The sequence below is a fragment of the Janthinobacterium sp. GW821-FHT03C08 genome (genome assembly GCF_059420905.1).
Genome location: NZ_JBWKUP010000007.1, coordinates 155,629 through 178,926, shown reverse-complemented (window position 1 = coordinate 178,926; position 23,298 = coordinate 155,629). Strand labels below are relative to the sequence as shown.

Sequence of the window (23,298 nt, the reverse complement as noted above, 5' to 3'; positions counted from 1 at the left end):
AAGCAAAAGCAAGAATAAGGCATGAATGGACATCAATTCGGACGACCTGAAAATCTTCGTCACCGTCATCGACAGCGGCACCCTGAGCGCCGCCGCCGTGCACCTGGGACAAACCACCTCGGGCGTGAGCCGCGCCCTGTCGCGCCTGGAAGACAAGCTGGCCACCTCGCTGCTGACGCGCACCACGCGGCGCATGGAGCTGACGGAAGAGGGCCAGCTGTTCCTGGACAAGGCGCGCGCCATCCTCGCCTCGATGGAAGACGTGGAGGAATCGATCCGCATCCGCCGCCAGAAACCGGCTGGCCGCCTGTCCATCGACGCCGCCTCGCCCTTCATGCTGCACTGCGTGGTGCCCCACGTGGCGGAATTTCGCGCCATGTACCCGGAGATCCGCCTGGAGCTGACCAGCAATGACCAGATCGCCGACCTGCTCGAGCACCGCACGGATATCGCCATCCGCATCGGCGCCCTGGTCGACTCGACCCTGCATGCGCGCGCCCTCAGTGCCAGCCCCCTGCACGTGCTGGCCACACCCGCCTACCTGGCGCGCCATGGCACGCCCGCCACGCCGGAAGAACTGTCCGGCCACGCGCTGCTGGGCTTTGCGCAGTACGAACCGGGCAATCAGTGGCCGCTGCGCCACGAGGCGGGCAACAGCCTGCAGATCGTGCCCGCGCTGGCCGCCTCCAGCGGCGAAACCCTGCGCCAGCTGGCCCTGCACGACCAGGGCATCGTCTGCCTGTCCGACTTCATGACGCGGGACGACATCGCCGCGGGCCGCCTGGTGCAGGTGCTGCAGCCGTTCTATACGGGCTACCGCCAGCAGATCCACGCCGTGTATTACCGCAACACGCAGCTGGCGCAGCGCATCAGCTGTTTCCTCGAATTCCTGCAGCAGAAGCTGTAAAGTCCGCCGCGTGACAAAGCACGTATATTTCTCCGAAGGAAGAATGTTAAGGTTGTAATTTTAACTATTCGGATATCGCATGAAAACATACCTTGCTGTCGTTGTGCTGCTGTGCAGCGGATTCGCCGGTGCTGCCGAGCCCGTCTATGCGGGCAAGGAGGGGTGCCGCGTCGTCCAGCCTCCCCGGGTGGCAGGCCACACGCCCGACTGGAACGGTGCTTGCAAGGATGGCTATGCCAGCGGTCCCGGCGCTTTGCAATGGAGCAAGGCCGGCAAGGAGACGGAACGCTACGAGGGCAATCTGAGCAAGGGCATGCCGGACGGTGCCGGCATCGCGCAATGGGCCGACGGCAGCCTGCATGACGGCACCTACCGCAATGGCCAGTTGCATGGCGCGGGCGTCATCGTGTTTGCGAACCAGGGCAAGCTGGCAGGGACCTTCGAGCATGGCCGCGTGGTGGGCAACGTCAAGTTTTTCTCGCCCGGCGGCGACCGCTACGAAGGCGGCTGGCAAGGCGGCGGGGACCACGCCGGCTGGCCGGAAGGCAGCGGCACCAAGGTATTCGCGCTGGGCGGCAGCTACAGGGGGCAGTGGCACCACGGCAGGCCAGATGGCGACGGAGAAATCCTGTATCCCAACGGGCAGGTGCTGAAAGGACGTTTCAACGGCAGTTTCCTGCTGACAGGGAATGAAGTCGCGCCGCCATCGACCCAGCAGTACCGGGCGAAACATGCGGAACCGCCGGTGGGATCGCACCTGTTCGACGTGGCCGCGACCGGCTATATCGTGCCGCCCGAAAAATCCTATGCGGCGCTGACGCCGGATCAGCAACGGCTGGTGAAACACGACTATCCCTTGCTGCAGGAGGATGACGTGCCGCCCTATCCGGCATTTGGCCATGGCGAGCTGTCACGCAACCTGAGCAACCTGATCCGGCAGATGGACCGGCTCGGCGAAGTGCTTGCGATAGTCAGCATCGACGAACAGGGCGTGCCGCAAAGCGTCGCGCTGCTGAAAATGCCGAGCAGCCAGGTGGGGAACCTGGTGGCATCCATGCTCATGCTGGCCAAATATACGCCGGGCCGTTGCGGCGGGCAGCCGTGCGCGATGGCGGTGGCTTTCAGCTATGCCTTTACCGGCTGACGGCCCGCTGGGCATCCAGGCGCACTTGCCGATCCCGCTGGGCATGCCGACCCTCGGCGGCCCGACGTCGACGGCGTCCGGCCTCATCTTCTGCGCCGGCACGCAGGATAACTCTCTGCGGGCGCTCGATTCGGCCACGGGCAAGGAGGTGTGGAAGGCGCGCCTGCCCGTGGGTGCCGTGGCGGCGCCGCTGGTCTGCAAGTCGCCGGCGACCGGCAAGCAGTAAGTCGCCATCTCGGCAGGCGGCATGAGCCATGCGCCCGACGTGGGCGACTCCATCATCGCCTACGCCTTGCTGGATAGTCTGAGCCGGAAATAAGCTGCTGCCGTCGCTTGCAATACCCATCATCCCCACGCGCTGGGGATTATTTCTGTCCGCTCTACGCGGCGGTGACGGTTTCGCTGCCCAGCAGCAGCTCCACTTCCTGCGCCGGCAGCGGATGGCTGAAATAATAACCCTGCGCCTCGTCGCAGCCATGCTGGCGCAGGTAATCGAGCTGCTGCGCCGTTTCCACGCCCTCGGCCACCACGCGCAGCTTCAAATTGTGCGCCAGCGCGATGATGGAGACGACGATGGCCGCATCGTCCGCGTCGCGCGCCACGTCGCCGACAAAACTGCGGTCGATCTTCAGCACGTCGATGGGGAAGGTGCGCAGGTAGGCAAAGCTGGAATAGCCGGTGCCGAAATCGTCGATCGACAGCTGCACCCCCAGCGCCTTCATGTCGTGCAGCTGGCTGACGGCCAGCGCCACGTCGTGCATGAACAGGCTTTCCGTCAGTTCCAGTTCCAGGCAGGCCGGCGCCAGGCCCGTCGCGGCCAGCACCTCGCCGATCGAGGCCACCAGGTTCGGTTCGTTGAACTGGCGCGCCGACAGGTTCACGGCCAGGCGCAGCGGTCCCAGTCCCGCCGCATGCCAGGCCTGCATCTGCGCGCAGGCCTGGCGCATGACCCAGGCGCCGATCGGCACGATCAGGCCCGTATCCTCGGCCAGCGCGATGAAGCGCTGCGGCGCCACCATGCCCAGGTCCGGGTGCTGCCAGCGCAGCAGCGCTTCCACGCCGACGATGCGGCCGCTGGCCAGGTCCACCTGCGGCTGGTAATGCAGCACGAACTGTTCCCGTTCGAGCGCGTTGCGCAGCGCCGTTTCGATGCGCAGGCGCTCCAGGGTGGCCTGGTTCATGGCCGTCGTGTAGAACTTGATGTTGTTGCGGCCCTGCTTCTTGGCGCAGTACATGGCGATGTCCGCCTGTTCGATCAGGTTCTGCGTCTCGCCATGCAGGGTCACGTCGCCGGGGGCGTCGTAGCGCGACATGTCGTAGACGGCCACGCCGATGCTGCAGGTGACGAAAAATTCCTTGCCGTCGAGCAATACCGGCTGTGCCACGGCGTCCATCACGCGCTGCACGATGGCGCTGCTGAGGATTTCATCGGCCTGTTCGCACAGGATGGCGACGAATTCGTCGCCCGACAGGCGCGCCACGGTATCGCTTTCGCGCAGGCTGGCCTGCAGGCGCATGGCGATGGTCTTCAGCAGCAGGTCGCCCGCCTTGTGGCCCAGGCTGTCGTTGACGAACTTGAAACGGTCGAGGTCGATCAACAGCACCCACAGGGCGCGGTTCTTGCGGCGCGACAGGGCCATGGCCTGCGTCAGGCGGTCGCGCAGCAGGGCGCGGTTGGGCAGGCCCGTCAGCACGTCATGGTGGGCGATATGCTGGATCTGTTGCTCGGCCAGCTTGCGTTCCGTGATTTCCGAGCCCGTGCCCCGGTAGCCGCGGAACTCGCCCAGCTCGTTGAACAGCGGCTCGCCATTGATGCTGAACCAGCGCAGCTTGCCGTCGCGGTCGTGCATCGCGTATTCGAGGTTGGCGAAGGGCAGGTGCGCTTCCAGGTTGGCGATATGCTGCTTGCCCCAGCGCGAGTTGCGCATGTCCGGGTTGTTGTCCCAGCGCGTCATGCCGATGAAGCGTTCCAGCGGCATGTTCGACTTGTCCGTAAACCCGCTGGTGATGTGGGTGAAGCAGAAGTTGACGTCCTGCTCCCAGTACCAGTCCGAGGAGAGGGCCAGCAGGCGGCGGAAGCGCTTTTCGCTTTCCTGCAGCGCCCGCTCGGTGCGCTGGCGCGCGCGCACGTCGGCGCTGAGCAGTTCATTGCTGCGCTTGAGGTCGGCCGTGCGCTGCTCCACCAGCAGCTGCACGCGGCGCGAGCGCTGCGTCAGCGATTGCACGAAGGCGGCCGTCAGCAAGCTGAACAGCAAGCCGGCGATGAGGGTGAACAGCGAACCCATGTGATCGGCCAGGAAGGGGCGCGGATGGGCCACCACGCGCACGTGCCATGGCCGGCCAGCCGACGAAAAGGCCCGGTCGTAGTGGCTGTGGTAGGCAAATTGCAGCCACGGCGGCAGCGATTTCCAGGCGCTGTCGGGCTGTTCGCCCGCCGCCAGGCCGTGCTGGAAGATCAGCTGGCGGGGATCGGCGCCCGCGTCCGCATACACGCTCACTTCCAGCTGCGGATCGCCCAGCAGGTCGGCGCCGGCCAGGATTTTTTCCACCAGTTCGCTGGCGCGGATGATGGCGGCCGTGTCGCCGATCAGCGCCGCGCGCCGCTGCGCTACCGTCTGCAAGGGCAGGCCGTGGCGGTACACGGGGCGCAGGATGACGAAACCCCGCTGCGGTCCCTGCGCCAGGGCCAGCAGGCCGGTGGCGGTGGTCTGGCCGCTGACGATGGCCTGCTCCAGCGCGCCGGCCAGCAAGCCGTCCGGGCGCACGTTCAGGCCGAAGGCGGGACGGTTGCCCTGCAGCGGCTCGAGGTAGTCGACCACCAGGTAGCTGGCATGCGTGGCCGCGGGCACGATGACGCCGTCGCGCATTTCCGTCATGACGTAGTCGGGCACGACGCTGCGCAGTTCCGCTTCGACGGCGGCGCGCTGCGCGTGCGGCACGAAGCGGTGGAAGTTGAAGGCCTGGATGAAGGGGTGGCGCTGCAGCAGCGGCGTGGTGAAATCGTGGAACTGCGCGCGCGTGACGGGCACGACGGCGGCAAACAGCTGGTTGGTGGTGGTCAGCACTTCCACCGCGTCATCGAGTCCCTGCTCGATGGCCGCCACGCGGGCGCCGGCGCGCTGCTGCAGGCTCAGGCTCATCTTGTCGTATTCGAGCTGGCTGATGGCCGCGAACAGCACGGCCGTCACGCTGACGCCGCAGGCCAGGGTCAATGCGGCCGCGGCGGAAATCGACAATGGCAGGCGGCCACGCAACATGGGGTTTCCTATCTCACTTCATGGATACAATTGCTCGGCAGCACCTGCCGGCCCGCGCAGGCCGTAGTTTGTCATAAATCATATCCATCATGCGAATTTTGCACCAGATCGCTGCTAATAAGCAACAATATACTTGCCCATGAAGAATGACTATCCGTCGCTGGCTGCGCCCGACAGGCGGCGCAGGCGCCACAGCTGCCATGCGGGCAGCAGGCGGTTCAGGAAGGCCAGGCCGGCCGCGCGGCGCCAGCGCACCAGGCGCACGGCGCGCATGGCGCGGCCGTCGCCGCGCCGCTCCGGCTTGGCGGCGAAGATGATGCGGTTGTTGCCGGCGATGCCGTCGAAGCTGCACACGGCGCCGCGGAAGGTCAGCATCAGGCGCTCCAGCATGGCGGGGTAGTGCTCGTCATAGCTGAACAGGTTGGCGACGAGCACGCCGCCGGGCAGCAGGGCGCGCAGGCAGTCCGCATAGAAGCGCGCGCTGCCCAGGGCGGGCGGCAAGCCCGTCTCGTCGTAGCCGTCGAGCAGCAGCACGTCGGCGCAGCCCGGATGCTGGCGGATGTAGCTGACGGCGTCCGTCTCGATGATGCGCAGGCGCGCGTCGTCGGGCGGCAGCATGAACTGGCCGCGCAGGGCGATCACGTCGGCGCGCAGTTCCAGCACGGTGATGCGCGCCTCGGGCAGGTGGCGATGGCAGAATTTCAGCAGCGAGCCGCCGCCCAGTCCCACCATCAGGATATGCCGCGGACGCGGCACGAACAGGGTAAAGCACATCATGGCGCGCGCATAGCGCAGCAAGAGGTGGTCGGGGCGCGACAGCAGCATTTCGCTCTGGACCATGCCGGGCTGGAATTCCAGGCGGCGGCGGTCGCCGCAGGTATGGACCTGGGGCGGCGGCAAGGGGGCGGGCGGGGGATGCGGCATGGATGAGGTCACTGCATTGCGTGGGTGGATGTTTTGTTGCATTCAGAGAAATCTGATAAGCTCCCGAGAGCATACCCGATTATAATCCGCACACCGTGTGCGCAATAGCGCGGCGGGCTGGCCACCTGCCGTTTGACGCGCCCTTGCGGGCACGGCGCGAGGCAACTACGGCTGGCGGCGGCAAGGCCGCGCAGACGGGCACCATGGAGATACGCATGTTTTTGGATCACCCCATCATTACGGCCACGAATAGCTTTACCGAACCCGACCGCATCGAACGGCTGACGCGCGTGTATGGTTACGCGGCGGCGCTGGCCGACCAGGCCGGCAATGTCGGTTTCATTGAAAAAGTGGCGCAGATCCACGATCACAAGGGCACTCTCATCGTTTTCTGGCATGAAGCGCCCAGCGCACTGGAAAAGCAGTATTTCGTGCAGGCCTGGGCCAGCAAGGTCGGCGACGGCAGCACCAATGTCGAACACGAAATCTGACAGCAGCTGCCGCGCCGGCGCGGCGATGGCGTAGCCCATGGATATCAAGACCCTGGTACTGGCCCTGGCGCTCGGCAACCTGAGCCTGTGCGCGGCCCTGTTCTTCTTCGAATACGAGCGCAAGAAGTCGCTCAGCATGTCCACCTGGGCGGTGGCCAAGCAATGCCAGGCCGTGGCCTGGTGCCTGCTGTATTTCCGCGGCGTGCTGCCCGACTTCCTCTCCATCTTGCTGGGCAACAGCCTGCTGTTTGCCGGCATGGCGCTGGACGCCGGCGCGCTGTGGCAGGCGGCCGGGCGCAGCGGCTGGCGCCGCACCGTGCTGCCGGCGCTGGGCGGCGCGCTCGCGCTGTTCGCCACTTGCTACGTGTTCGACGTGGCGCCGCTGCTGCGCAGCGCGGGCGGTTCGCTGATCGTGGCCGGCTTCTTCCTGGGCGGCGTGGCCGCGCTGTGCCTGAAGTGGCGCGAGGCGAGCATGCTGCGCCGCTTCCTCGTCGTCAGCATGGGCATCCTGTCGCTGCTGATCGCGGCGCGCGGCGTGCTGGCCGCCACCGTGCCCGGTTTTGACGCGGAACTGATGCAGCTGGCCGGCTTCGGTGCGCTGTACCTGATGATGCTGACGAATGCCTTCGGCTACCTGCTGCTGTCGCGCGAAAAGCTGGGCAGCGAACTGGCGCGCCTGGAAGTGATCGACGCGGCCACGGGCGTGCCGAACAGGCGCGGCTTTTACCAGGCGCTGGCGCCGTGGATGGCGCTGGCGCGCCGGCCCGGCCTGCCGACGGCGCTGGTGGTGCTCAATATCGACCATTTCAAGCGCGTCAACGACAGCTACGGCCATCCGGTGGGCGATGCGGTGCTCAAGGCCATCGTCGATACCTGCCGCCAGCAATTGCGCGACAGCGACCTGATGGGGCGCCTGGGCGGCGCCGAATTCGCCATCCAGCTGCCGCGCACGACCCTGGCCGATGCGCTGATGGTGGCCGAGCGCATCCGCGCCGCCGTCGAAGCGCTGCCCGTCAAGACGGAACGCGCCGTGCTGCAGCTGACGGCCAGCCTGGGCGTGACCACCATCCGCGCCGAGGACAGCACCGTCAGCCTGTTCAAGCGGGCCGACGAAGCGCTGCAGGCGGCCAAGCAGGCGGGCCGCAACCAGGTGGCCGAGGCGCCGGGCGCGAGCACGCTGGACGTGTAAGCCGCTTATTTCTTGGGCGAACCCAGCCAGCTGGGTTCCTTGCCGCATTCCTTGCTGAGGAACAGGGCATCGAGGCCGGGATCGCAGCGCCGGTCCGGCGCCTTCATCGGTTCCACGCTCAGCCATTCACTCCTGGGCAGGATTTTTTCCTCGCGCGGCGCCACCGGCGGCGCGGGCGGCAGGCTGTCCTGCCACCGGGAGGCGGCCGGCGCCGGCGGGGTGGCCCAGTTCGCGTCCACGTGCTGCGCCGGCGCTGTGCCCGGGTGTGCGGCCGGCGTCGCTTCGCGCGCCTGGGCGGCGGCGCACAGCAAGCTGCCCGCGAAAGCGAACAATACCGTGCGCGCGACTGCGCTACCTGCTGAAATCATGCTTGCTCCTTGGTCATGCCGGGAAGGCGTGCCCCGCAGTATGACGGTGTCCGCAAGCAAAAAGACAAGAAAATTGCAACCGCATGTTACCAAAGGGACTATAGTTATGGGTAAGGGGCAGGTGCGCCGCAGCAAGTTTTCCTGGGCGCCGGGCATCTGCCGCCGACATGTGAATACCCTAACTTTCATTTAAGCTAAGCAAGTTATGCTATGGGGCGGTCGCTTGCCCCCGCGTGCCGTCCGCACCGCACCCCTCTTTCTTACTCTTGCAAGGCCCATGATGAAAAGTCTCAAATCCCTGCCTGTATGGCCCCTTGCCGCGCCGGTCGCCGGCTGGCTGTTCCTGTTCGGCTCCACCTTCAACGTCGGCGGCTTTTACCAGATCCTGCTCGTCGCCGGCCTGATCGGCAGCGTGCTGGCCGCCGTGTATCACGCGGAAGTGGTCGCCCACCGCATCGGCGAGCCGTACGGCACCCTGGTGCTGGCGCTGGCCGTGACCCTCATCGAGGTGGCGCTGATCGTCTCGCTGATGCTGGCGGGCGGGCCGGAAACGACGGGCCTGGCGCGCGACACCGTGTTTGCCGCCATCATGATCATCCTGAACGGCATCGTCGGCATCTGCCTGCTGCTGGGCGCCGGGCGCCACCGCGAGCAGAGCTTCGGCTTGCTGGGCGTGAGCGCCTCGCTGGCCACCCTGGCGGCCATCGCCATCCTGACCCTGGTACTGCCGAACTACACCTCCAGCGCGGCCGGCCCGTACTACAATTCCAGCCAGCTGATCTTCATCGCCGTGATCTCGCTGGTCCTGTACGGCACCTTCGTGCTGGTGCAGACGGTGCGTCACCGCGATTACTTCCTGCCCAAGGAAGCCGTGGGCGACGAGGAAGTGCATGCCGCGCCGCCCACGCCCACCGTCGCCTGGATCAGCGCCGGCGCCTTGCTGGTCTGCCTGGGCGCCGTGGTGCTGCTGGCCAAGTCGCTGGCGCCCGCGCTGGAGACGGCGATTGCCGCCATGGGGGCGCCGAAAACCCTGGTCGGCATCGTCATCGCCGCCATCGTGCTGCTGCCCGAAGGCCTGGCCGCCGTGCGCGCGGCCCGCGCCAACCGTCTGCAAACGAGCCTGAACCTGGCGCTCGGCTCCGCCCTGGCCAGCATCGGCCTGACGATACCCGCCGTGGTGGTGGTGTCGCTGGCCACGGGCCTGACCATCACGCTGGGACTGGATATCAAATCGACAGTCCTGCTGCTGCTCTCGCTGATGGTGGCCACCCTGTCGCTGGGCACGGGCCGCACCACGGTCATGCAGGGCACCGTGCACCTGGTGATTTTCGCCGTCTACCTGTTCACCACCATCGTGCCGTAGGCCGCAACTGGCGGTCGCCGTTTTGTCACAATCCTGTCACGCTGCTGTCATACGATGGGGGTAGTGTGGTAGGATTTTTAAATCGTTTAAATGATTTATATAGTTTGCCAACTCAGTTTGATAATTTTTCAGCGGTTGGCACGGCAATGACAAGACAAGAGGTCAGTATGTATGCAGCGGTGGACCTGGGGTCCAACAGTTTTCGTTTACACGTCGGCCGCCACGATGGCGACACGATACGCGTCGTCAAGAGCGTGCGCGACCCGATCCGCCTGGCCGCCGGCCTCGATGCCAGTGGCGACCTGACCGAGGCGGCCATGCAGGCGGCGCTGGCCTGCCTGCAGCGCTTTCGCGCCATCCTGGCCGGCTTCGAGCTCGATGCCGTGCGCGTGGTGGCCACGTCGGCCATGCGCGTGGCGCGCAATGGCGCCGTCTTCCTGCCGCTGGCCGAACAGGCCATCGGCTACCCGATCGAGATCATCTCGGGCGAGGAAGAGGGGCGCCTGATCTACATGGGCGTGGCCAACTCGCTGGCCATCCCCGGCGAACGCCGTCTGGTGATGGACATCGGCGGCGGCTCCACCGAACTGATACTGGGCCGCGGCCACGATATCGAGCGGGTGGAATCCTTCAGCCTGGGCACCGTCAAGCAAAGCCTGTCGTTCTTCATCGGCGGGCGCATCGACGCGCCGTCCTTCGAAGCGGCCATCCTGTCGGCGCGCAGCCATTTCGAGGATGCGGCGCCACCGTACCATCCGCAGTACTGGAAGACGGCCTACGGCTCGTCCGGCACCATCCGCACGATCGCCGACATCATCGCCCGCAACAAGCTGGGCGACGGCCTGTTGACGAGCGCCAGCCTCGATGCGCTGGCGCGGCGCTTCATCGAACTGGGCCACACCAGCCGCATCGACATGCCCGGCCTGCGGCCCGACCGCGCCAGCACCATCGTCGGCGGCCTGGCCATCCTGATCGGCCTGTTCCGCGAACTCGACATTCCCGTCATGACGCCCATCGAGGCGGGCCTGCGCATGGGCGTGATGTGGGACCTGTACCTGCGCTCGACCAAGCGCGACCGCCGCGAGCAGTCGGTGCAGGGCTGCATGGACAAATTCCATATCGACCAGCAGCGCGCCGGACGGGTCGCCGAGCAGGCGCTGGCCATGTACGCCCAGCTCAAGCCCACTTCCGAGGCGCTGGTGAAGTGCCTGCGCTGGAGCAGCCTGCTGCACGAGGTGGGCCTGGCCGTGTCGCAGACGGGCTACCACAAGCACGCGGCCTATATCGTGGAAAATGCGGACTTGCCCGGCTTTACCACGCGCGAGCAGAAGACCATGAGCCGGCTGATCCTGGCGCAGAAGGGCAACCTGCGCAAGATCGGCGAAGTGCTGTCCGACCCGGATTTTGCCAAGGCCGTGCTGGCGCTGCGCCTGTCGATCCTGCTCATGCATGCACGCATCGAGGCCGATTTCAGCGAATTGCGGCTGCGCATGAAGAGCCGCATCGAACTCGACATCAAGCGCGGCTGGGTGGCGCACCATCCCACCGTGTCGTTCTGGATCGAGAAGGAACAGGAATTCTGGGATGAGGTCGGGGTGGATTTCACCATCCGCGCCAGTGCCTGACAGGTCGTGCCATGCGCATGACTTGATGTGCTGCAAGCAAGGTTTCAAAAAACAGTATATATTGTTTATATTATTTATTAGATTGGAAAAGCCATGACCAAACCCGTCCCAGCAAAAAAAGCCGACAGCGCGCCCGTCTCGATGTTCCCCACCAGCGCTTCGATTAACGCGGCAGCGGCCAAGACCGCACCGGCCGCCAAGGCTGCACCTGCCGTGAAGCCGGCCGCCAAGCCGCTGGCAAAAGCCGCCGCCAAGCCTGTGGCCGCCAAGCCCGCCGCCGCCAAGCCCGCCGCCGCCAAGCCTGCCGCCGCCAAGGCTGCAGTGGCCAAGCCGGCGGCCAAGGCCGCAGTGGTCAAACCGGCCGCCAAGCCGGTCGCCAAGCCGGTCGCCAAGGCGGCCACCAAGCCAGCCGCGAAAGCTGCCGCCAAGCCAGCCGTCAAGGCCGCCGCCGCCAAGCCGGCAGCGAAAGCTGCGGCCAAGCCCGTGGCCAAAGCCGCCGCCAAGCCGGCCGTCGCGAAAAAGGCGCCTGCCGCCAAGGTCGCCGCCGTGAAGGAAAAAGCCCGCAAGCCGAAACTGGTGCGCGACAGCTTCACCATGCCGGAAGCAGAATATGAAGTATTGGGCCAGGTCAAGAAAGCCTGCCTGAAAGCCGGCTTCGAGATCAAGAAAAGCGAATTGCTGCGCATCGGCGTGGCGCTGATCAGCCAGATCGACCTGGCGACCCTGCAAAACGTGCTGGCCGGCTTGCCGCAGCTGAAAACGGGCCGTCCGAAGAAGGATTGATGGCGCGGGCAGGGCGGTCCCGCACGGACTGCCGCCCGCTTCGCCGTTCTGGTTTACCATGGGGCCTGTACTAGTTCCCCCATGGTTGCCATGTCAGAAGATATTCATGCCGAACGCGCCGGCTTCGTCGAGCGCGCCATCGTCCGCCACCGCGCGGGCGATGCCCTTCCCGCCATCGACCGCGTCGCCGAGGAAATCCCCGTCGCGCTGGTCTTCAATGGTATTTCCCACGTCGTCATGATGGCCACCCCGCGCGACCTGGAAGCGTTTGCCTACGGCTTTGCGCTGACGGAAGGCGTGGTCACGTCCGCCGCCGCCATCTTCGACTGCGAAGTGTTCCTGCGTCCCGATTCCGCCGAAGTGGCGCTGACCATCGCCCAGGAAGACTTCGTGCGCCTGAAGGACCGCCGCCGCGCGCTGACGGGGCGCAGCGGCTGCGGCGTGTGCGGCATCGACAGCATCGAGATGCTCGACCTGCAGCCGGAAGCGCTGCCGCCGTCGCTGATCCGCGTCGACCTGCCCGCCGCGCTGGCGCGCGCAGCCGCCGGCCTGCGCGAGCACCAGGCGCTGATGCAGGCCACGGGCGGCGTGCACGCGGCCGCGTGGTGCGCGCCCGACGGTGCCATCGTGCGGGTGTTCGAGGATATCGGCCGCCACAACGGCCTGGACAAGCTGATCGGCCACCTGGCCTTGAACGGCGTCGACATGCGGCGCGGTTTTGCCTTTCTGTCGAGCCGCGGCAGCTACGAGCTGGCGCGCAAGGCCGCGCGCATGCGCATTCCCCTGCTGGCGACCATTTCCGCTCCCAGTTCGCTGGCCATCAGTATCGCCACCCAGGCGGGCATGAAGCTGGTGGGCTTCTGCCGCCAGGATGCCTTCGTCGACTACACGCCCGGCATCGTCCTGTAAGCGCGGTGTTCACTGGCGGCGCGCATGAGTGTGGTAATTCGGCACGCTCTCCCCCTGGTATTGACTTGCGTCATGGAAATGACATTCGGCTGTCATTTTCCTGACATATTAGGCAAGTACGCTGGAGTCGTCTTGATCACAGGGGGATGAAACCATGCAAAACATAAGCGCGTCAAACGAAGTCAAGTCCCGGCCGGTCCAACTGGTGCTGAGCCAGGCCAGCACGGCCGCCGAGTTGCGTGAAGTGCAGCGTCTGCGCTACAAGGTGTTTATCGAGACCATGGGATTGAGCTCGCTGGCCAATGCCGATGGCCTCGACAGCGATGAATTCGACGCGCATTGCGACCACCTGATCGTGCGCGATGCCGACACCCTGAAAGTGGTGGGCACCTACCGCGTGCTGAGCGCGGCCAAGGCCGCCAAGATCGGCCGCCTGTACTCAGAAAATGAATTCGACCTGAGCCGCCTGAACAACCTGCGCGGCCGCATGGTCGAAGCGGGCCGCGCCTGCATCCATCCGAAGTACCGGGGCGGCAGCGTGATCATGCTGCTGTGGTCCGGCCTGGCCGAGTACATGCGCCGCGAGCGCTGCGACTACCTGGTGGGCTGCGCCAGCATCAGCCTGGCCGATGGCGGCCACAATGCCGTCGCCGTGTACCAGGCGCTGGCCGAAAAGCACATGGCCCCCAGCGAATATCGCGTCACGCCGCACCTGCCTTTCCCCATCCACCAGGTGGAAGCGGCGCACAAGCCGCAGGTGCCGCCGCTGATCAAGGGCTACCTGCGCTCGGGCGCGTGGATTTGCGGCGAACCGGCCTGGGATCCTGATTTCGAAAGCGCCGACATGTTCATGATGATGCCGCTGGCGAATCTGGATGAACGCTATGCGCGCCATTACGGGGTCGTGCCGGGCAACTGAGGCGCGTCCGCTCACGGCGGTAGCGCGCTGACCAGCGCCTGCACGGCGCTGCGCAAGCCGCTTTCCGCGCCCTCCGGCGGCAGCAGTTCGAGCAGGAAGCGCAAGGGCACGGTGATCGCTTCCGGTTCGCCGATGCTGCCGTGGCGCCGCACGGCGTCATGGTACAGGGCCAGGAAGGCCTGGCGCGCGGCGGCATCGAAGGGCACGCCGTCCTGCGCGTCCCACAGGGCCGCCAGCAGGGCGGCGCGCACGGGGGCGCCGGCGTCGATGGCGCGGTGTTCGTCCGCATGGCGCTGCTGCGCGTAGGCCATGGCGTCGTGCAGCAGGTCGCCCAGCTGCGGATGCAGCGCCTGCCAGGCGCTGTCATCGTTGTGCGCTTTCAGCAGCAGGGCGCCCGCCAGCACCTGGAAAATGAGGTCGCAGTCGGCCACGCCGCTACGCAGCCGCGCCTCTTCCAGCGCCGCCAGGCAGGCGTCGCTCATGGCCCGCAGCGCTTGCCCGGGCGCGCTGCCCGCGCGGCAGGCCAGGCGCGCCTGCAGGGCCCAGTAGCGCCCCAGCAGCGCCAGGCGCTGCGCCGTGGGCGCCAGCGCCACCAGCAGGTCGATATGCCGTTTGCCGTCCTGCATCAGCTGCTGGCCCTGCGCCGGGTCGCACGCGGCCGGCACGTCGATGCCGGCGCCGCCATACACGCCGCACAGGGCCGCGCCCTGGCGTATCTCCAGTTCCGCGCAATGGGCCAGCGTGCGCAGGGCCACCTTGCCGTCGGCCGCGCTGTGCGCCGCCCGGTAATGTTCGATGGCGCGCAGGGTGTTGTCCAGCCCACCCAGGCCGGCCCGCGTGGCGGCCATGTTTTCGCGGATGTCGGCGCAGCCGAAGAAGCGCGCGCGCACGGCTTCCTCGATGCTGCCCAGCTTTTCCCCGATGGCCGCGCGGCGCGCCGCATCGGCGCCCGCCAGGCGCGCGTGCAGGGTTTCCAGGTCGGCCAGCAAATGGCCGTGGTAGTGGTAGTCGGGCGCCTGCCAGGGGCGGCTTTGCGTGTTCGGGAAGCGGTAATGGTCGTCGCCATACGCCTGGTAGGCGCCCCAGGTGTTCGAGGCGGGGAACTGCACGTACGCGGCCTCGCGCGCCAGGCGCACGGCATCGCCGAAATATTCGCCGCTCAGCATGGCGTGATAAAAGCTGTGCGCGAAGATGCTGGCCGCCTGGTCGTCGATGCGCCAGCCGGCCGCGATCACCGCCTGCGAGCCCATTTCGATGAAGGCCGTGGCCAGGCTGGCGGCCAGCTTGGACCAGGGTGCGATGGCGTCCGGGCGCATGTCGCCCAGGTGGCAGCAGTTGATGAAGACGAATTGCGGCACGCGTTTCAGCTTGCTTACCTGCGCCGCCGTCAGGCGCGTCTTCGGCCCCAGCACCAGCCCCGTGTGGGCGATGCCGGGGCCGGCCACCTCGCCGTGGCCGGCCAGGTGGATGGCGAAATAGCGCTCGTCGAACAGGTGCACCAGCACGCGCTGGGCCTGGGGCCGCAGCAGCTCGCGCACCTGGTAGCCGTACGCGCCGAACATGCGCGCCACGTCCTGCGCCTCGGCCTGGGCGGCGGGCAGTTCGGACAGGCCGGAATCGGTGTCGCCGATCACCAGCACGTTGCTGCCGGGCGGGCTGGTGGCGGGCGGCTGTTCGCGCAGGCTGGCCAGCTGGCGCACCATGCCGATGCGCGTCGACAGGGGGCTTTCCTCGCCGTCGGCCTCGTCGCGCATCAGTTCCCACGGGTAGATGGCGGCGCTCTGGTCGACGGCCAGGATCAGGCCGCGCATCTCGGGGATGGCCGCCTTCAGGCCGTTGGGCAGCATCAGCTCATACAGCGCGCGCGACAGGCCCGGCTGGTCGGTGGTGTTGTCGGTGGCATCCATGATCAGGCCATCGACGGCCTGCCGCTGGTTCGGCTCCTCGTCGACGCTGTTGTGGGCGCGGTCCGTCAGCAGCGTGAAGCGCAGGGCGCCGGAGAGATCGGCGGCGACGATCTGCACGCGGCGCCAGCCATTGTCGCCGCTCAGGATGGGCAGGATGCGCCGGTAGCCGCCAGGGCTGTGGCGGATGCGCTGCTCGAACGTGAAGCTGTCCTGGTAGCGCGCTTCGGCCAGGATTTCCTCGATGGCCATGGCGGCGGCGATGGCGCGCGCCTCGGACTGCTCGTAGATGGCGATATGGCCGATGCGGCAAGCCATGCCCGCGTCTTCCAGGCGCCGGTTGGCGCTGCGCGCGCCGTCGATCAGGGCCCGCGCGCACAGGGCGATGCTCAAGCCGCCGTAGCCGGAACCGGACAGCAGGCTGGCCACGCGCAGGCCGTGTTCGCCCGTTGGCGGCGCGGCCAGGTGGCCGGCGGCGCGCACCTGCAGGCAGACGCACGCGTATTCGAGCAGCCCGCCGGCAAACGCCCGCGCCAGTTCGCCCGGCGTCAGATCGCCCAGCGGGCCCAGGCCGATGACGATGGCGCCGCCGGGGCGCCGCGCCGCATCGGGCTGCAGCACCACCAGCGCGGAATCGGGGCGCTGCGGAAAGCGCCCGAGCGCGTGGATTTCCTGCAGCTTGCCCGCCAGCAGGCGGTCGAGAAAGCTCATGCTGCCGCGCAGCGATTCGTAGGCGTAGCAGCCGCTCATGACGGGGGCGTCGGCCGAGGCCATGCTGCCGTGGATGACGGCAATGCCCAGTCCCGGCGCGCGCCGCTCGGGCGCGACGGCGGGGCGCGCGGCGCCGATGGCCGCGTCGAGCAGCTCCTGCGGCTGCGGGTACAGCGGCGGCGCGTCGGGCGCGTGGGGCCGGAAGCGGGGCGGGGCGGCGCCAGGCGCGTGCGGCGGATGCTGCGGCAGCGGCCCGCCCTGGCCCGTGTCGAGCAGCTGCGCGATGGCCGGGTAATGCTCTTTTTGCAGCAGCAGGTCGCCATGCGCCACGGGCAGGTAGCAGGCGTTGACGCCGGCGGGAATCGCGCCTTGCCACGGCGTGCGCCCGTCGCCATCGGGGGTCCAGGCCACTTCGATGCCGCCGCCGTGCAGGCGCAGCGCCACCGGCGTGTCGGCGCAGCCGGCCAGGTAGCTGCAGTGCCGCGCCTCCAGCGGGGCGCCGGCCAGCAGGGCCGCCGTGGCGCGCGCCGCGGCCAGCGCCTCCGCCTCGGGCGCCTGCCAGCCGCCGGGCAGGCCGGCGTGCGGGTCGCCGGCCGCCAGCCTGGCCCAGGCCTGCGCGTCGAAGTAGTCGATGGCGCCGCCCGCCTGCGGCCAGGGCAGCATTTCCAGCACGCCGGGGAAGGCGCGCACGAAGCCGAGAAACTGGCGCCGCGTATGCTTCCAGGCGATCCAGCTGGCCAGCATGCGCACCAGCGGATCGCGTCCCAGCAGCACCTGCACCATGGCGTGGCTGCCCTGGTTGGCCGTTCCCACCTGCAGCAGGCGGCTGCCGGCGATGGCGCCGAAGCGCTGCCAGCGGTCCTTCAGGGCCAGGCGCGCCACCAGCCCGCCCATGCCGTGGGCCAGGATGCGCAGCGGCTGGCCGCGCTGCTGCGCGTCATGCATGGCCGCGTCGAGCACGGGCAGGAAGGCCGCGCCGGAGTCCTGCAGCGACAAACGCCAGTCGTAGGTAAAGGGCCGCACTTCCTGGCTTTGCGCGAGAAAGCGGGCGAACGGTTCGTAGCTCGATTCGAGCCAGCCGGCGCTGACGATGTGCGGCTGGCCCACGGCCAGGCGTTCGATGCGGCCTTCCACGAGGTTGACGGGGTCGAACCAGATGCGGTTGCTGCCCACCTGCAGATGGCTGCCCATGATGTCGGGCAGCAGCAGCACGATGGGCGCCTGCTCGCGCCGTTTCGGCACTTCTCCGCCGCGCGCCAGCATGCCGTGCTCCATGCCGGCCAGCGGCAGCCAGGCCGCATCGTCGCCCGCCAGCGCCTGCACGGCAGCCGCGCCGGAGGGCGCGCGCTCGAAGTAGTTCAGGTGGTGCACCTGCGGCCCGCGCAGCAGCAGCTGGCGCACGGGCGTGCTGCGCATGGCGCCGCCCGCCATCGAGGCGCAATTGACCACCAGGTCGCTCTGCCCGCCATAGAACATGTCGCCGAGGCAGTCGCCCAGCCAGCCCAGCAGGCTGTCGCCGCTGCAATCGCCCGCCAGCACGTGCAGGGGGCTGGCCACGCGCACATCGGGCGCATTGAGCAGGGCCACCAGGGGCGAGTCGGGCATCATCGCCTCGAGTCCGGGCAGGATGCGCGCATCGCAGCGCTGCTGCACCACGGCCAGCAGGAAGGCGAGGGCGCCGTCCGGCGTGTCGCCCGGCGCCGCGCCCTGCAGCAGCTTGAGCATCACGCTGGCCCAGCGGTCCAGGCGCCCGGACATCAGGGTGGTGCCGCGCGCGGGACAGGCCACGCGCACGAAGCGGGCGACGCGGATGGCGCGCGTCTTCAGCTCCATGCTCAGCTCGCGCAGGCGCGCCGCGTCCTCGGCGTGGCCGGCGCGTCCGCACAGCTGCGCCTGGGCCGTGAAATGCTCGATATCGTGGCTGTTGAACGCTTCGCCGCCCACCGTGTTCTCGCTCATGCGCGCCAGGCCGTCGCCGGCCAGGTCAACGGCGCCGCGGCTGTCGATGCGCTGCGCGCGCGCCAGCAGTTCGCCCACCATGCCGCCGCGCGAGTGGGCCAGCAGGTGCAGCACGGCGCCGTGCGGCAGCTGGCGCACGAGCGCCAGCGCGTTGTGGATGGGGCTTTCGCTGAGGCTGCGGTGCTCGTAGCAGTAGATGCGGTTGCCGTACTGCGCCGCCAACTGCGGCGCCAGGCCGTTGCGCCACAGGCCGCCGAAGCTGCGCGGCGTCGACGACGCCGTGCCGTGCAACAGCAGCAGCACGGGTTCCGGCCCCGCCGGCAGGCTGGCGACCTGCGTCATGGCGCCCGTTTCGATGCCGCAGCGGTACAGGCCCAGGCGCTGCTCCAGCTGGCGGTCCTGGAAGGCGCCGGCCGCCGCCAGCGCCGTCATGGCGCCCGCGCCGCTGCGGTAGACGCGCACGGCGCGCAGCATCCAGGCCCCCAGGCCGTCACGGCTGGCGCCTGGCGGCGGCCGCGCCGCCTGCGGGCGCAGGGCCAGCCCCACGTCGATGGCGGGCGGCGCGCCATCGCGGGGCAGCGCGGCCGGACCCAGGTAGCGCGGCAAGTCGAGGCTGCTTGCAAGCAGCGAGCCGCCATCGCTCAGCAGCAGCTGCACCACGTCGGCCGGGCCGATGTCGAGCGCCACGCGGCAGCTGCCGATGCCGCGCGCGCCCGACAGCACGTGGCTCTCGCCGTGCCAGCCGGGCGCGGCGGGGCACTCGCCGCAACTGGCGAGGGGATCGCGCGTGAGCGTCAGGCGCAGCACGGGCGGCGCGGCCGGTGCAGGGGACTCGCTGGGCATGCGGATGGAAAAAAGGGCTAAAAGCTGACCTTGATACGGGACGGGGCAAGGCGTGTTGCGTCAGATCAAGTTGATGCGTGAAATGGCGGCCGGAGGGCGGAAAGGCGGGAGAGGAAGGGGCAAGCGCGTGGCGGCAAGGGCGGCAGAAACGGTCAGCAAGGTTTGGGCTGGGCTTCTTCGCTATCGTGCTCGGGTGCTCTGCGGTGAGAGAACTACGCGAATTTCATGGCAAAAGTTCATGGCGCCGGGAACCTGAGTGCCTGGCAAGGCAAGACAACAGCGTGATGTTTCAATGGACTGGCGTGGCGGACAATTCCTTCAGTTCGCGGATGGTGATGTCCGACTTTTCATGCATGCGCAATAAAATCGTCGCACCAACCGACAGTTTGCCGTGCCGTATCTTGCTGATGATGGGGGGCTGGACTTCCAGTACACGGCACAGTTCCGCATCATTTTTCAGATTCATCTTCTCGATGAGGGTATCGAGCAGCTTGTTGGGCACAAAACTCGATGGTTCGAGCGCGCGCGCCCGGTTCATCGCTTCAATCATTTCCAGCTTCTTTTGCCGAACGTTCATTTACTCCTCCTTCAGGTTATGCAAGGGACGGGACCCGTAAAGCGGTCCCGGCTATAGTTCGTCATCGCAGTACGGCTGTCCGGATGACGTGACAACATTCGCGTTACAACATTGATAACCAGGCAAGTGTTTTCAATAATACTACGATAACAAAACTTGTGATACATGGTCAGTAAAATTAACTGATTGTTTGATCAATTCGGTTGACGGTTGTTGTATTTTGTAATCCTGTTTTCGTCAGGATCATGGTCCTGTCCGCCATTTCAGCGGCGGCCAGCGAATGCGTGACCATGATGGCGCAACTGCCGTTGGCCTTGATCTCGGCGCGCAGCAATTGCAGGATGCCGTGCGCCGTGTCCGGATCGAGGTTGCCGGTGGGCTCGTCGGCCAGCACCAGGGCCGGCTTGTGCACGAGCGCGCGGGCGATGGCCACGCGCTGCATTTCGCCGCCCGACAACTGCTGCGGAAAGTCGCCGCCGCGTCCGCCCAGGCCGACCGCCTCGAGCATGCTGGCGGCACGCTGCTGGGGCAGGCCGTTGAGCAGCAGCGGCAGGGCCACGTTTTGCAGCAGGGTCAGGTGCGGCAAGACGTGGAAGGCCTGGAAGATAAAGCCCATGCGGGCGCGACGCAGCCGGGTGGCGGCGGCGTCATCGAGGCTGGACATGGCGATGCCGTCCACCAGGATAGGGTGCGCTTCGGCACCCGCGTCGGGCGTATCGAGGCCGGCGATCAGGTTCAGCAAGGTCGACTTGCCCACGCCGGAATCGCCCATGATGGCGATGAATTCTCCCGCTTCGAAGCGGCAGGACAGGTTGGCCAGCACGGGCCGTGCATGGGCATAGGACTTGGACAGATGGCGCAATTCGAGCATGGTGTTAACGGCGATCGTAAAGGGAGGCACGCGGGGGAGAGGGGGCCTGGGGACTGCAATGGCGCGCGGATTGTTTGGCCGGCAATGTGTAGTATACGACAGGCTTGTCCTTTTTGCTTGGCAATACCAATTTTGTGTGCACGCCGGCTGTTTGACCTTAAGTTACCTGCCGCACGGCTGGCTTGCGCGGATTCCGCTATGATGGGAAAAAGTCATCGCTTCAGGTGCCCGCCAGGCTGTGCGGCAGGGCCTGTCCGCCAGATGCCAGCCAAGCAAGCCATCCTTGAACCGAGAGAGACGACGCCAGCCCATGACCACGCCACCCGCGCAGCATCTGTCCGATTTCTATCCCGCCGGCAACGCCGAAGCGGCCAGCGCCACTCCTGCCACGATAGCCGAAATCAGCAGCGGCCTGCTGGCGCGCCAGGCCTGGACGTCGCCCAAATACCTGTACGACGCGCTGGGTTCGAAACTGTTCGAAGCCATCTGCGCCTTGCCCGAGTACTATCCGACGCGCACGGAGGCGGCCATCTTCGCCCGCCATGGCGCCGAGATCGCGCATGCGGTGGGAGCGGGCAGCACCCTGATCGACCTGGGCGCGGGCAATTGCGCCAAGGCCGCCAGCCTGTTTCCCCTGCTGCATCCGGCGCAATACGTGGCCGTGGATATTTCCTATGATTTCCTCAGCGAATCGCTGGGCCGGCTGCAGCAGCGCTTTCCGCATATCGAGATGACGGGCCTGGGCCTGGATTTTTCCAGCCGCCTGGACTTGCCCGCCAGCGTGCGCGACGCGCGGCGGTTGTTTTTCTATCCCGGCTCGTCGATCGGCAATTTTGCGCCGGAGCAAGCGATCGCCTTCCTGCGCCGCCTGCGCGCCAATTCCGACGGCGAGGGGGGCCTGCTGATCGGCGTCGACCTGGTCAAGGAGGGCGCCATCCTCGACGCCGCCTATGACGATGCGCTGGGCGTCACGGCCGCCTTCAACCTGAACCTGCTGCGCCACGTGAATGGCTTGATCGGTGCCGATTTCGACGTGCGCGCCTGGCAGCACCACGGCTTTTTCAACGCCGACGAGAGCCGCGTGGAGATGCACCTGGAAGCGCGCCGCGAACAAGTCGTCCACTGGAAGGGCGGCGAGCGGCGCTTCGCGAAAGGCGAGCGCATCCATACGGAAGACAGCCATAAATATACGCGGGCCGGCTTCGTCGGCTTGCTGGAGCAGGCCGGGTTTTCCACGGTGCAAGTCTGGACGGACCCGCAGCAGTGGTTTGCCGTCATTTATGCCAGAGCCATCCGGGATTAAGAAGGAAAAGATGCTGATCGATCATTACCATACCGTGCGCCGGCACTCGCTGCGGCTGGCCGAACCCCTGTCCGACGAGGATTGCGGCGCCCAGTCGATGCCGGACGCCAGTCCCGTGAAATGGCACCTGGCGCATACCACGTGGTTCTTTGAAACCTTTATCCTGGAAAGCATGGAGGCGGGCTTCGCGCCCTTCCACCCGGCCTTCCGTGTGCTGTTCAACTCGTATTACAACGGCGTGGGCGAGAAGCACCCGCGCGCCCAGCGGGGCCTGCTGACGCGGCCCGGCATGGACGTCGTGCGCGCCTACCGGGCCAACGTCGATGCGCGCGTCGCCCGCCTGCTGGCAGGCGAACTGGCGCGCCCCGAGCGCGAACGCCTGACCATGCTGCTGGCGCTGGGACTCGAGCATGAACAGCAGCACCAGGAGTTGCTGTTGACGGATGTCAAGCATTTGCTGGCGCAGAGTCCCTTGTTTCCCGCTTACCTGGATCGGGCGCCGGACAGCACTGCCACGCCTGCGCCATCGCCTGCCTGGATTGCCTTCGACGGCGGCCTGACGCAGATCGGCCATGCGGGCGACGGCTTTTGCTTCGACAATGAATTGCCGCGCCACCCGCAATACGTGGCCCCGTTCCAGCTGGCCAGCGCGCTCGTGACGAATGGCGACTATCTCGCCTTCATCGAGGCGGGCGGCTACCGCACGGCCCATCTGTGGCTGGCCGAAGGCTGGGACTGGGTGCGCAGCCAGCAGTTGCAGTGTCCGCTGTACTGGCAGCGCGACGATGGCGGCCGCTGGCAGGAATTCACGTTATTGGGCTTGCGCCCGCTGGACCTGCAGGCACCGGCCAGCCATTTGTCGCTGTTCGAGGCGGACGCCTATGCGCACTGGGCGGGCGCCCGCCTGCCGACGGAAGCGGAGTGGGAAGTGGCGGCGCAGGGTATCGCCGTGGAAACCGGCCAGCTGCATCCGTCCGCCGCCACGCCGGGCGGGGGACTGCGGCAAATGTTCGGCCACTGCTGGCAGTGGACCAGCAGCAGCTATGCGCCGTATCCGGGCTACCGTCCGGCGCCCGGCGCGCTCGGTGAATACAACGGCAAGTTCATGCTGAACCAGTATGTGCTGCGCGGCTCCTCGTGCGCCACGCCGCCCGGCCATGCGCGCGCCAGCTACCGCAATTTCTTCCCGGCCGGGGCGCGCTGGCAATTTACGGGCATCCGCCTGGCGCGCCAGGTGGAATAAAGGTGAAA

At 67.2% G+C, this 23,298-nt stretch carries 18 protein-coding genes; 12 read left to right on the top strand and 6 right to left on the bottom strand.

The genetic code is table 11. From position 1 onward, the window contains the following. The first annotated feature begins 25 nt into the window (after positions 1 to 25). The 3 genes from AC07VL_RS11735 to AC07VL_RS11725 all read left to right on the top strand — a co-directional run bounded on the left by AC07VL_RS11735 (position 26) and on the right by AC07VL_RS11725 (position 2,277). On the top strand, positions 26 to 907 hold the full coding sequence (locus AC07VL_RS11735) for a LysR substrate-binding domain-containing protein (protein WP_494805993.1): 882 nt from the start codon (positions 26 to 28) through the stop codon (positions 905 to 907). Positions 908 to 986: 79 nt separating this feature from the next. Beyond that, positions 987 to 2,051, top strand: coding sequence for an MORN repeat-containing protein (locus AC07VL_RS11730; RefSeq protein ID WP_494805992.1), 1,065 nt, complete (start codon positions 987 to 989; stop codon positions 2,049 to 2,051). Then, positions 2,035 to 2,277 carry a hypothetical protein gene (locus tag AC07VL_RS11725; RefSeq protein WP_494805991.1) on the top strand — a complete coding sequence of 81 codons (243 nt, stop codon included), beginning with the start codon at positions 2,035 to 2,037 and terminating at the stop codon, positions 2,275 to 2,277. Before AC07VL_RS11730 ends, AC07VL_RS11725 begins: the two co-directional genes overlap by 17 nt. Positions 2,278 to 2,431: 154 nt before the next feature. On the opposite strand, the gene AC07VL_RS11720 is transcribed toward AC07VL_RS11725, so the two are convergent. Continuing rightward, entirely contained in the window at positions 2,432 to 5,308 is a 2,877-nt protein-coding gene (locus AC07VL_RS11720) for a bifunctional diguanylate cyclase/phosphodiesterase (RefSeq protein WP_494805990.1), read from the bottom strand. A 150-nt stretch (positions 5,309 to 5,458) separates the two neighbouring features. Beyond that, positions 5,459 to 6,232 (bottom strand): spermine/spermidine synthase domain-containing protein, encoded by a 774-nt coding sequence (locus tag AC07VL_RS11715; RefSeq protein WP_494805989.1) that lies wholly within the window; start codon positions 6,230 to 6,232, stop codon positions 5,459 to 5,461. A gap of 215 nt (positions 6,233 to 6,447) precedes the next feature. Here AC07VL_RS11715 and AC07VL_RS11710 point away from each other — a divergent pair, with 215 nt between their 5' ends. Together AC07VL_RS11710 and AC07VL_RS11705 are read left to right on the top strand one after the other, a co-directional pair. Further along, a complete protein-coding gene (locus AC07VL_RS11710) occupies positions 6,448 to 6,723 on the top strand; it encodes a hypothetical protein (protein WP_494805988.1) in 276 nt (91 codons plus the stop codon). 37 nt (positions 6,724 to 6,760) lie between these two features. Beyond that, positions 6,761 to 7,912 (top strand): GGDEF domain-containing protein, encoded by a 1,152-nt coding sequence (locus tag AC07VL_RS11705; protein WP_300755372.1) that lies wholly within the window; start codon positions 6,761 to 6,763, stop codon positions 7,910 to 7,912. A gap of 5 nt (positions 7,913 to 7,917) precedes the next feature. Here the strand turns inward: AC07VL_RS11705 and AC07VL_RS11700 are convergent, their stop codons facing one another. Further along, on the bottom strand, positions 7,918 to 8,280 hold the full coding sequence (locus AC07VL_RS11700) for a hypothetical protein (RefSeq protein WP_494805987.1): 363 nt from the start codon (positions 8,278 to 8,280) through the stop codon (positions 7,918 to 7,920). A 277-nt stretch (positions 8,281 to 8,557) separates the two neighbouring features. On the opposite strand from AC07VL_RS11700, the gene AC07VL_RS11695 reads away from it, so the two are divergent. The 5 genes from AC07VL_RS11695 to AC07VL_RS11675 all read left to right on the top strand — a co-directional run bounded on the left by AC07VL_RS11695 (position 8,558) and on the right by AC07VL_RS11675 (position 13,879). After that, positions 8,558 to 9,643: a calcium:cation antiporter gene (locus tag AC07VL_RS11695; RefSeq protein WP_494805986.1), complete on the top strand. Its 1,086-nt coding sequence runs from the start codon at positions 8,558 to 8,560 to the stop codon at positions 9,641 to 9,643. A gap of 167 nt (positions 9,644 to 9,810) precedes the next feature. Beyond that, complete coding sequence (locus tag AC07VL_RS11690) at positions 9,811 to 11,268, top strand: Ppx/GppA phosphatase family protein (RefSeq protein WP_494806125.1); 1,458 nt, start codon at positions 9,811 to 9,813, stop codon at positions 11,266 to 11,268. 93 nt (positions 11,269 to 11,361) lie between these two features. Next, positions 11,362 to 12,051, top strand: a complete 690-nt coding sequence (locus AC07VL_RS11685) for a hypothetical protein (RefSeq protein ID WP_494805985.1) — start codon at positions 11,362 to 11,364, stop codon at positions 12,049 to 12,051. Positions 12,052 to 12,141: 90 nt separating this feature from the next. Then, the gene (fdhD, locus tag AC07VL_RS11680; RefSeq protein WP_494805984.1) at positions 12,142 to 12,960 is read left to right on the top strand and encodes a formate dehydrogenase accessory sulfurtransferase FdhD; all 819 of its coding nucleotides are present in this window, start codon (positions 12,142 to 12,144) and stop codon (positions 12,958 to 12,960) included. 154 nt (positions 12,961 to 13,114) lie between these two features. Further along, positions 13,115 to 13,879 carry a GNAT family N-acetyltransferase gene (locus AC07VL_RS11675; RefSeq protein WP_494805983.1) on the top strand — a complete coding sequence of 255 codons (765 nt, stop codon included), beginning with the start codon at positions 13,115 to 13,117 and terminating at the stop codon, positions 13,877 to 13,879. An 11-nt stretch (positions 13,880 to 13,890) separates the two neighbouring features. Here AC07VL_RS11675 and AC07VL_RS11670 read toward each other — a convergent pair whose 3' ends face one another. From AC07VL_RS11670 to AC07VL_RS11660, 3 genes are all read right to left on the bottom strand, one after another. After that, positions 13,891 to 19,296, bottom strand: coding sequence for a CHAT domain-containing protein (locus AC07VL_RS11670; RefSeq protein WP_494805982.1), 5,406 nt, complete (start codon positions 19,294 to 19,296; stop codon positions 13,891 to 13,893). Positions 19,297 to 19,585: 289 nt separating this feature from the next. Beyond that, positions 19,586 to 19,873 carry a hypothetical protein gene (locus tag AC07VL_RS11665; RefSeq protein ID WP_034786045.1) on the bottom strand — a complete coding sequence of 96 codons (288 nt, stop codon included), beginning with the start codon at positions 19,871 to 19,873 and terminating at the stop codon, positions 19,586 to 19,588. Between the two features lie 178 nt (positions 19,874 to 20,051). Next, entirely contained in the window at positions 20,052 to 20,744 is a 693-nt protein-coding gene (locus tag AC07VL_RS11660; RefSeq protein ID WP_494805981.1) for an ABC transporter ATP-binding protein, read from the bottom strand. A 310-nt stretch (positions 20,745 to 21,054) separates the two neighbouring features. Here AC07VL_RS11660 and egtD point away from each other — a divergent pair, with 310 nt between their 5' ends. Together egtD and egtB are read left to right on the top strand one after the other, a co-directional pair. Next, the gene (gene egtD, locus AC07VL_RS11655) at positions 21,055 to 22,047 is read left to right on the top strand and encodes an L-histidine N(alpha)-methyltransferase (protein ID WP_494805980.1); all 993 of its coding nucleotides are present in this window, start codon (positions 21,055 to 21,057) and stop codon (positions 22,045 to 22,047) included. A 10-nt stretch (positions 22,048 to 22,057) separates the two neighbouring features. Continuing rightward, positions 22,058 to 23,290: an ergothioneine biosynthesis protein EgtB gene (gene egtB / locus AC07VL_RS11650; RefSeq protein ID WP_494805979.1), complete on the top strand. Its 1,233-nt coding sequence runs from the start codon at positions 22,058 to 22,060 to the stop codon at positions 23,288 to 23,290. Positions 23,291 to 23,298 lie beyond the last annotated feature (8 nt).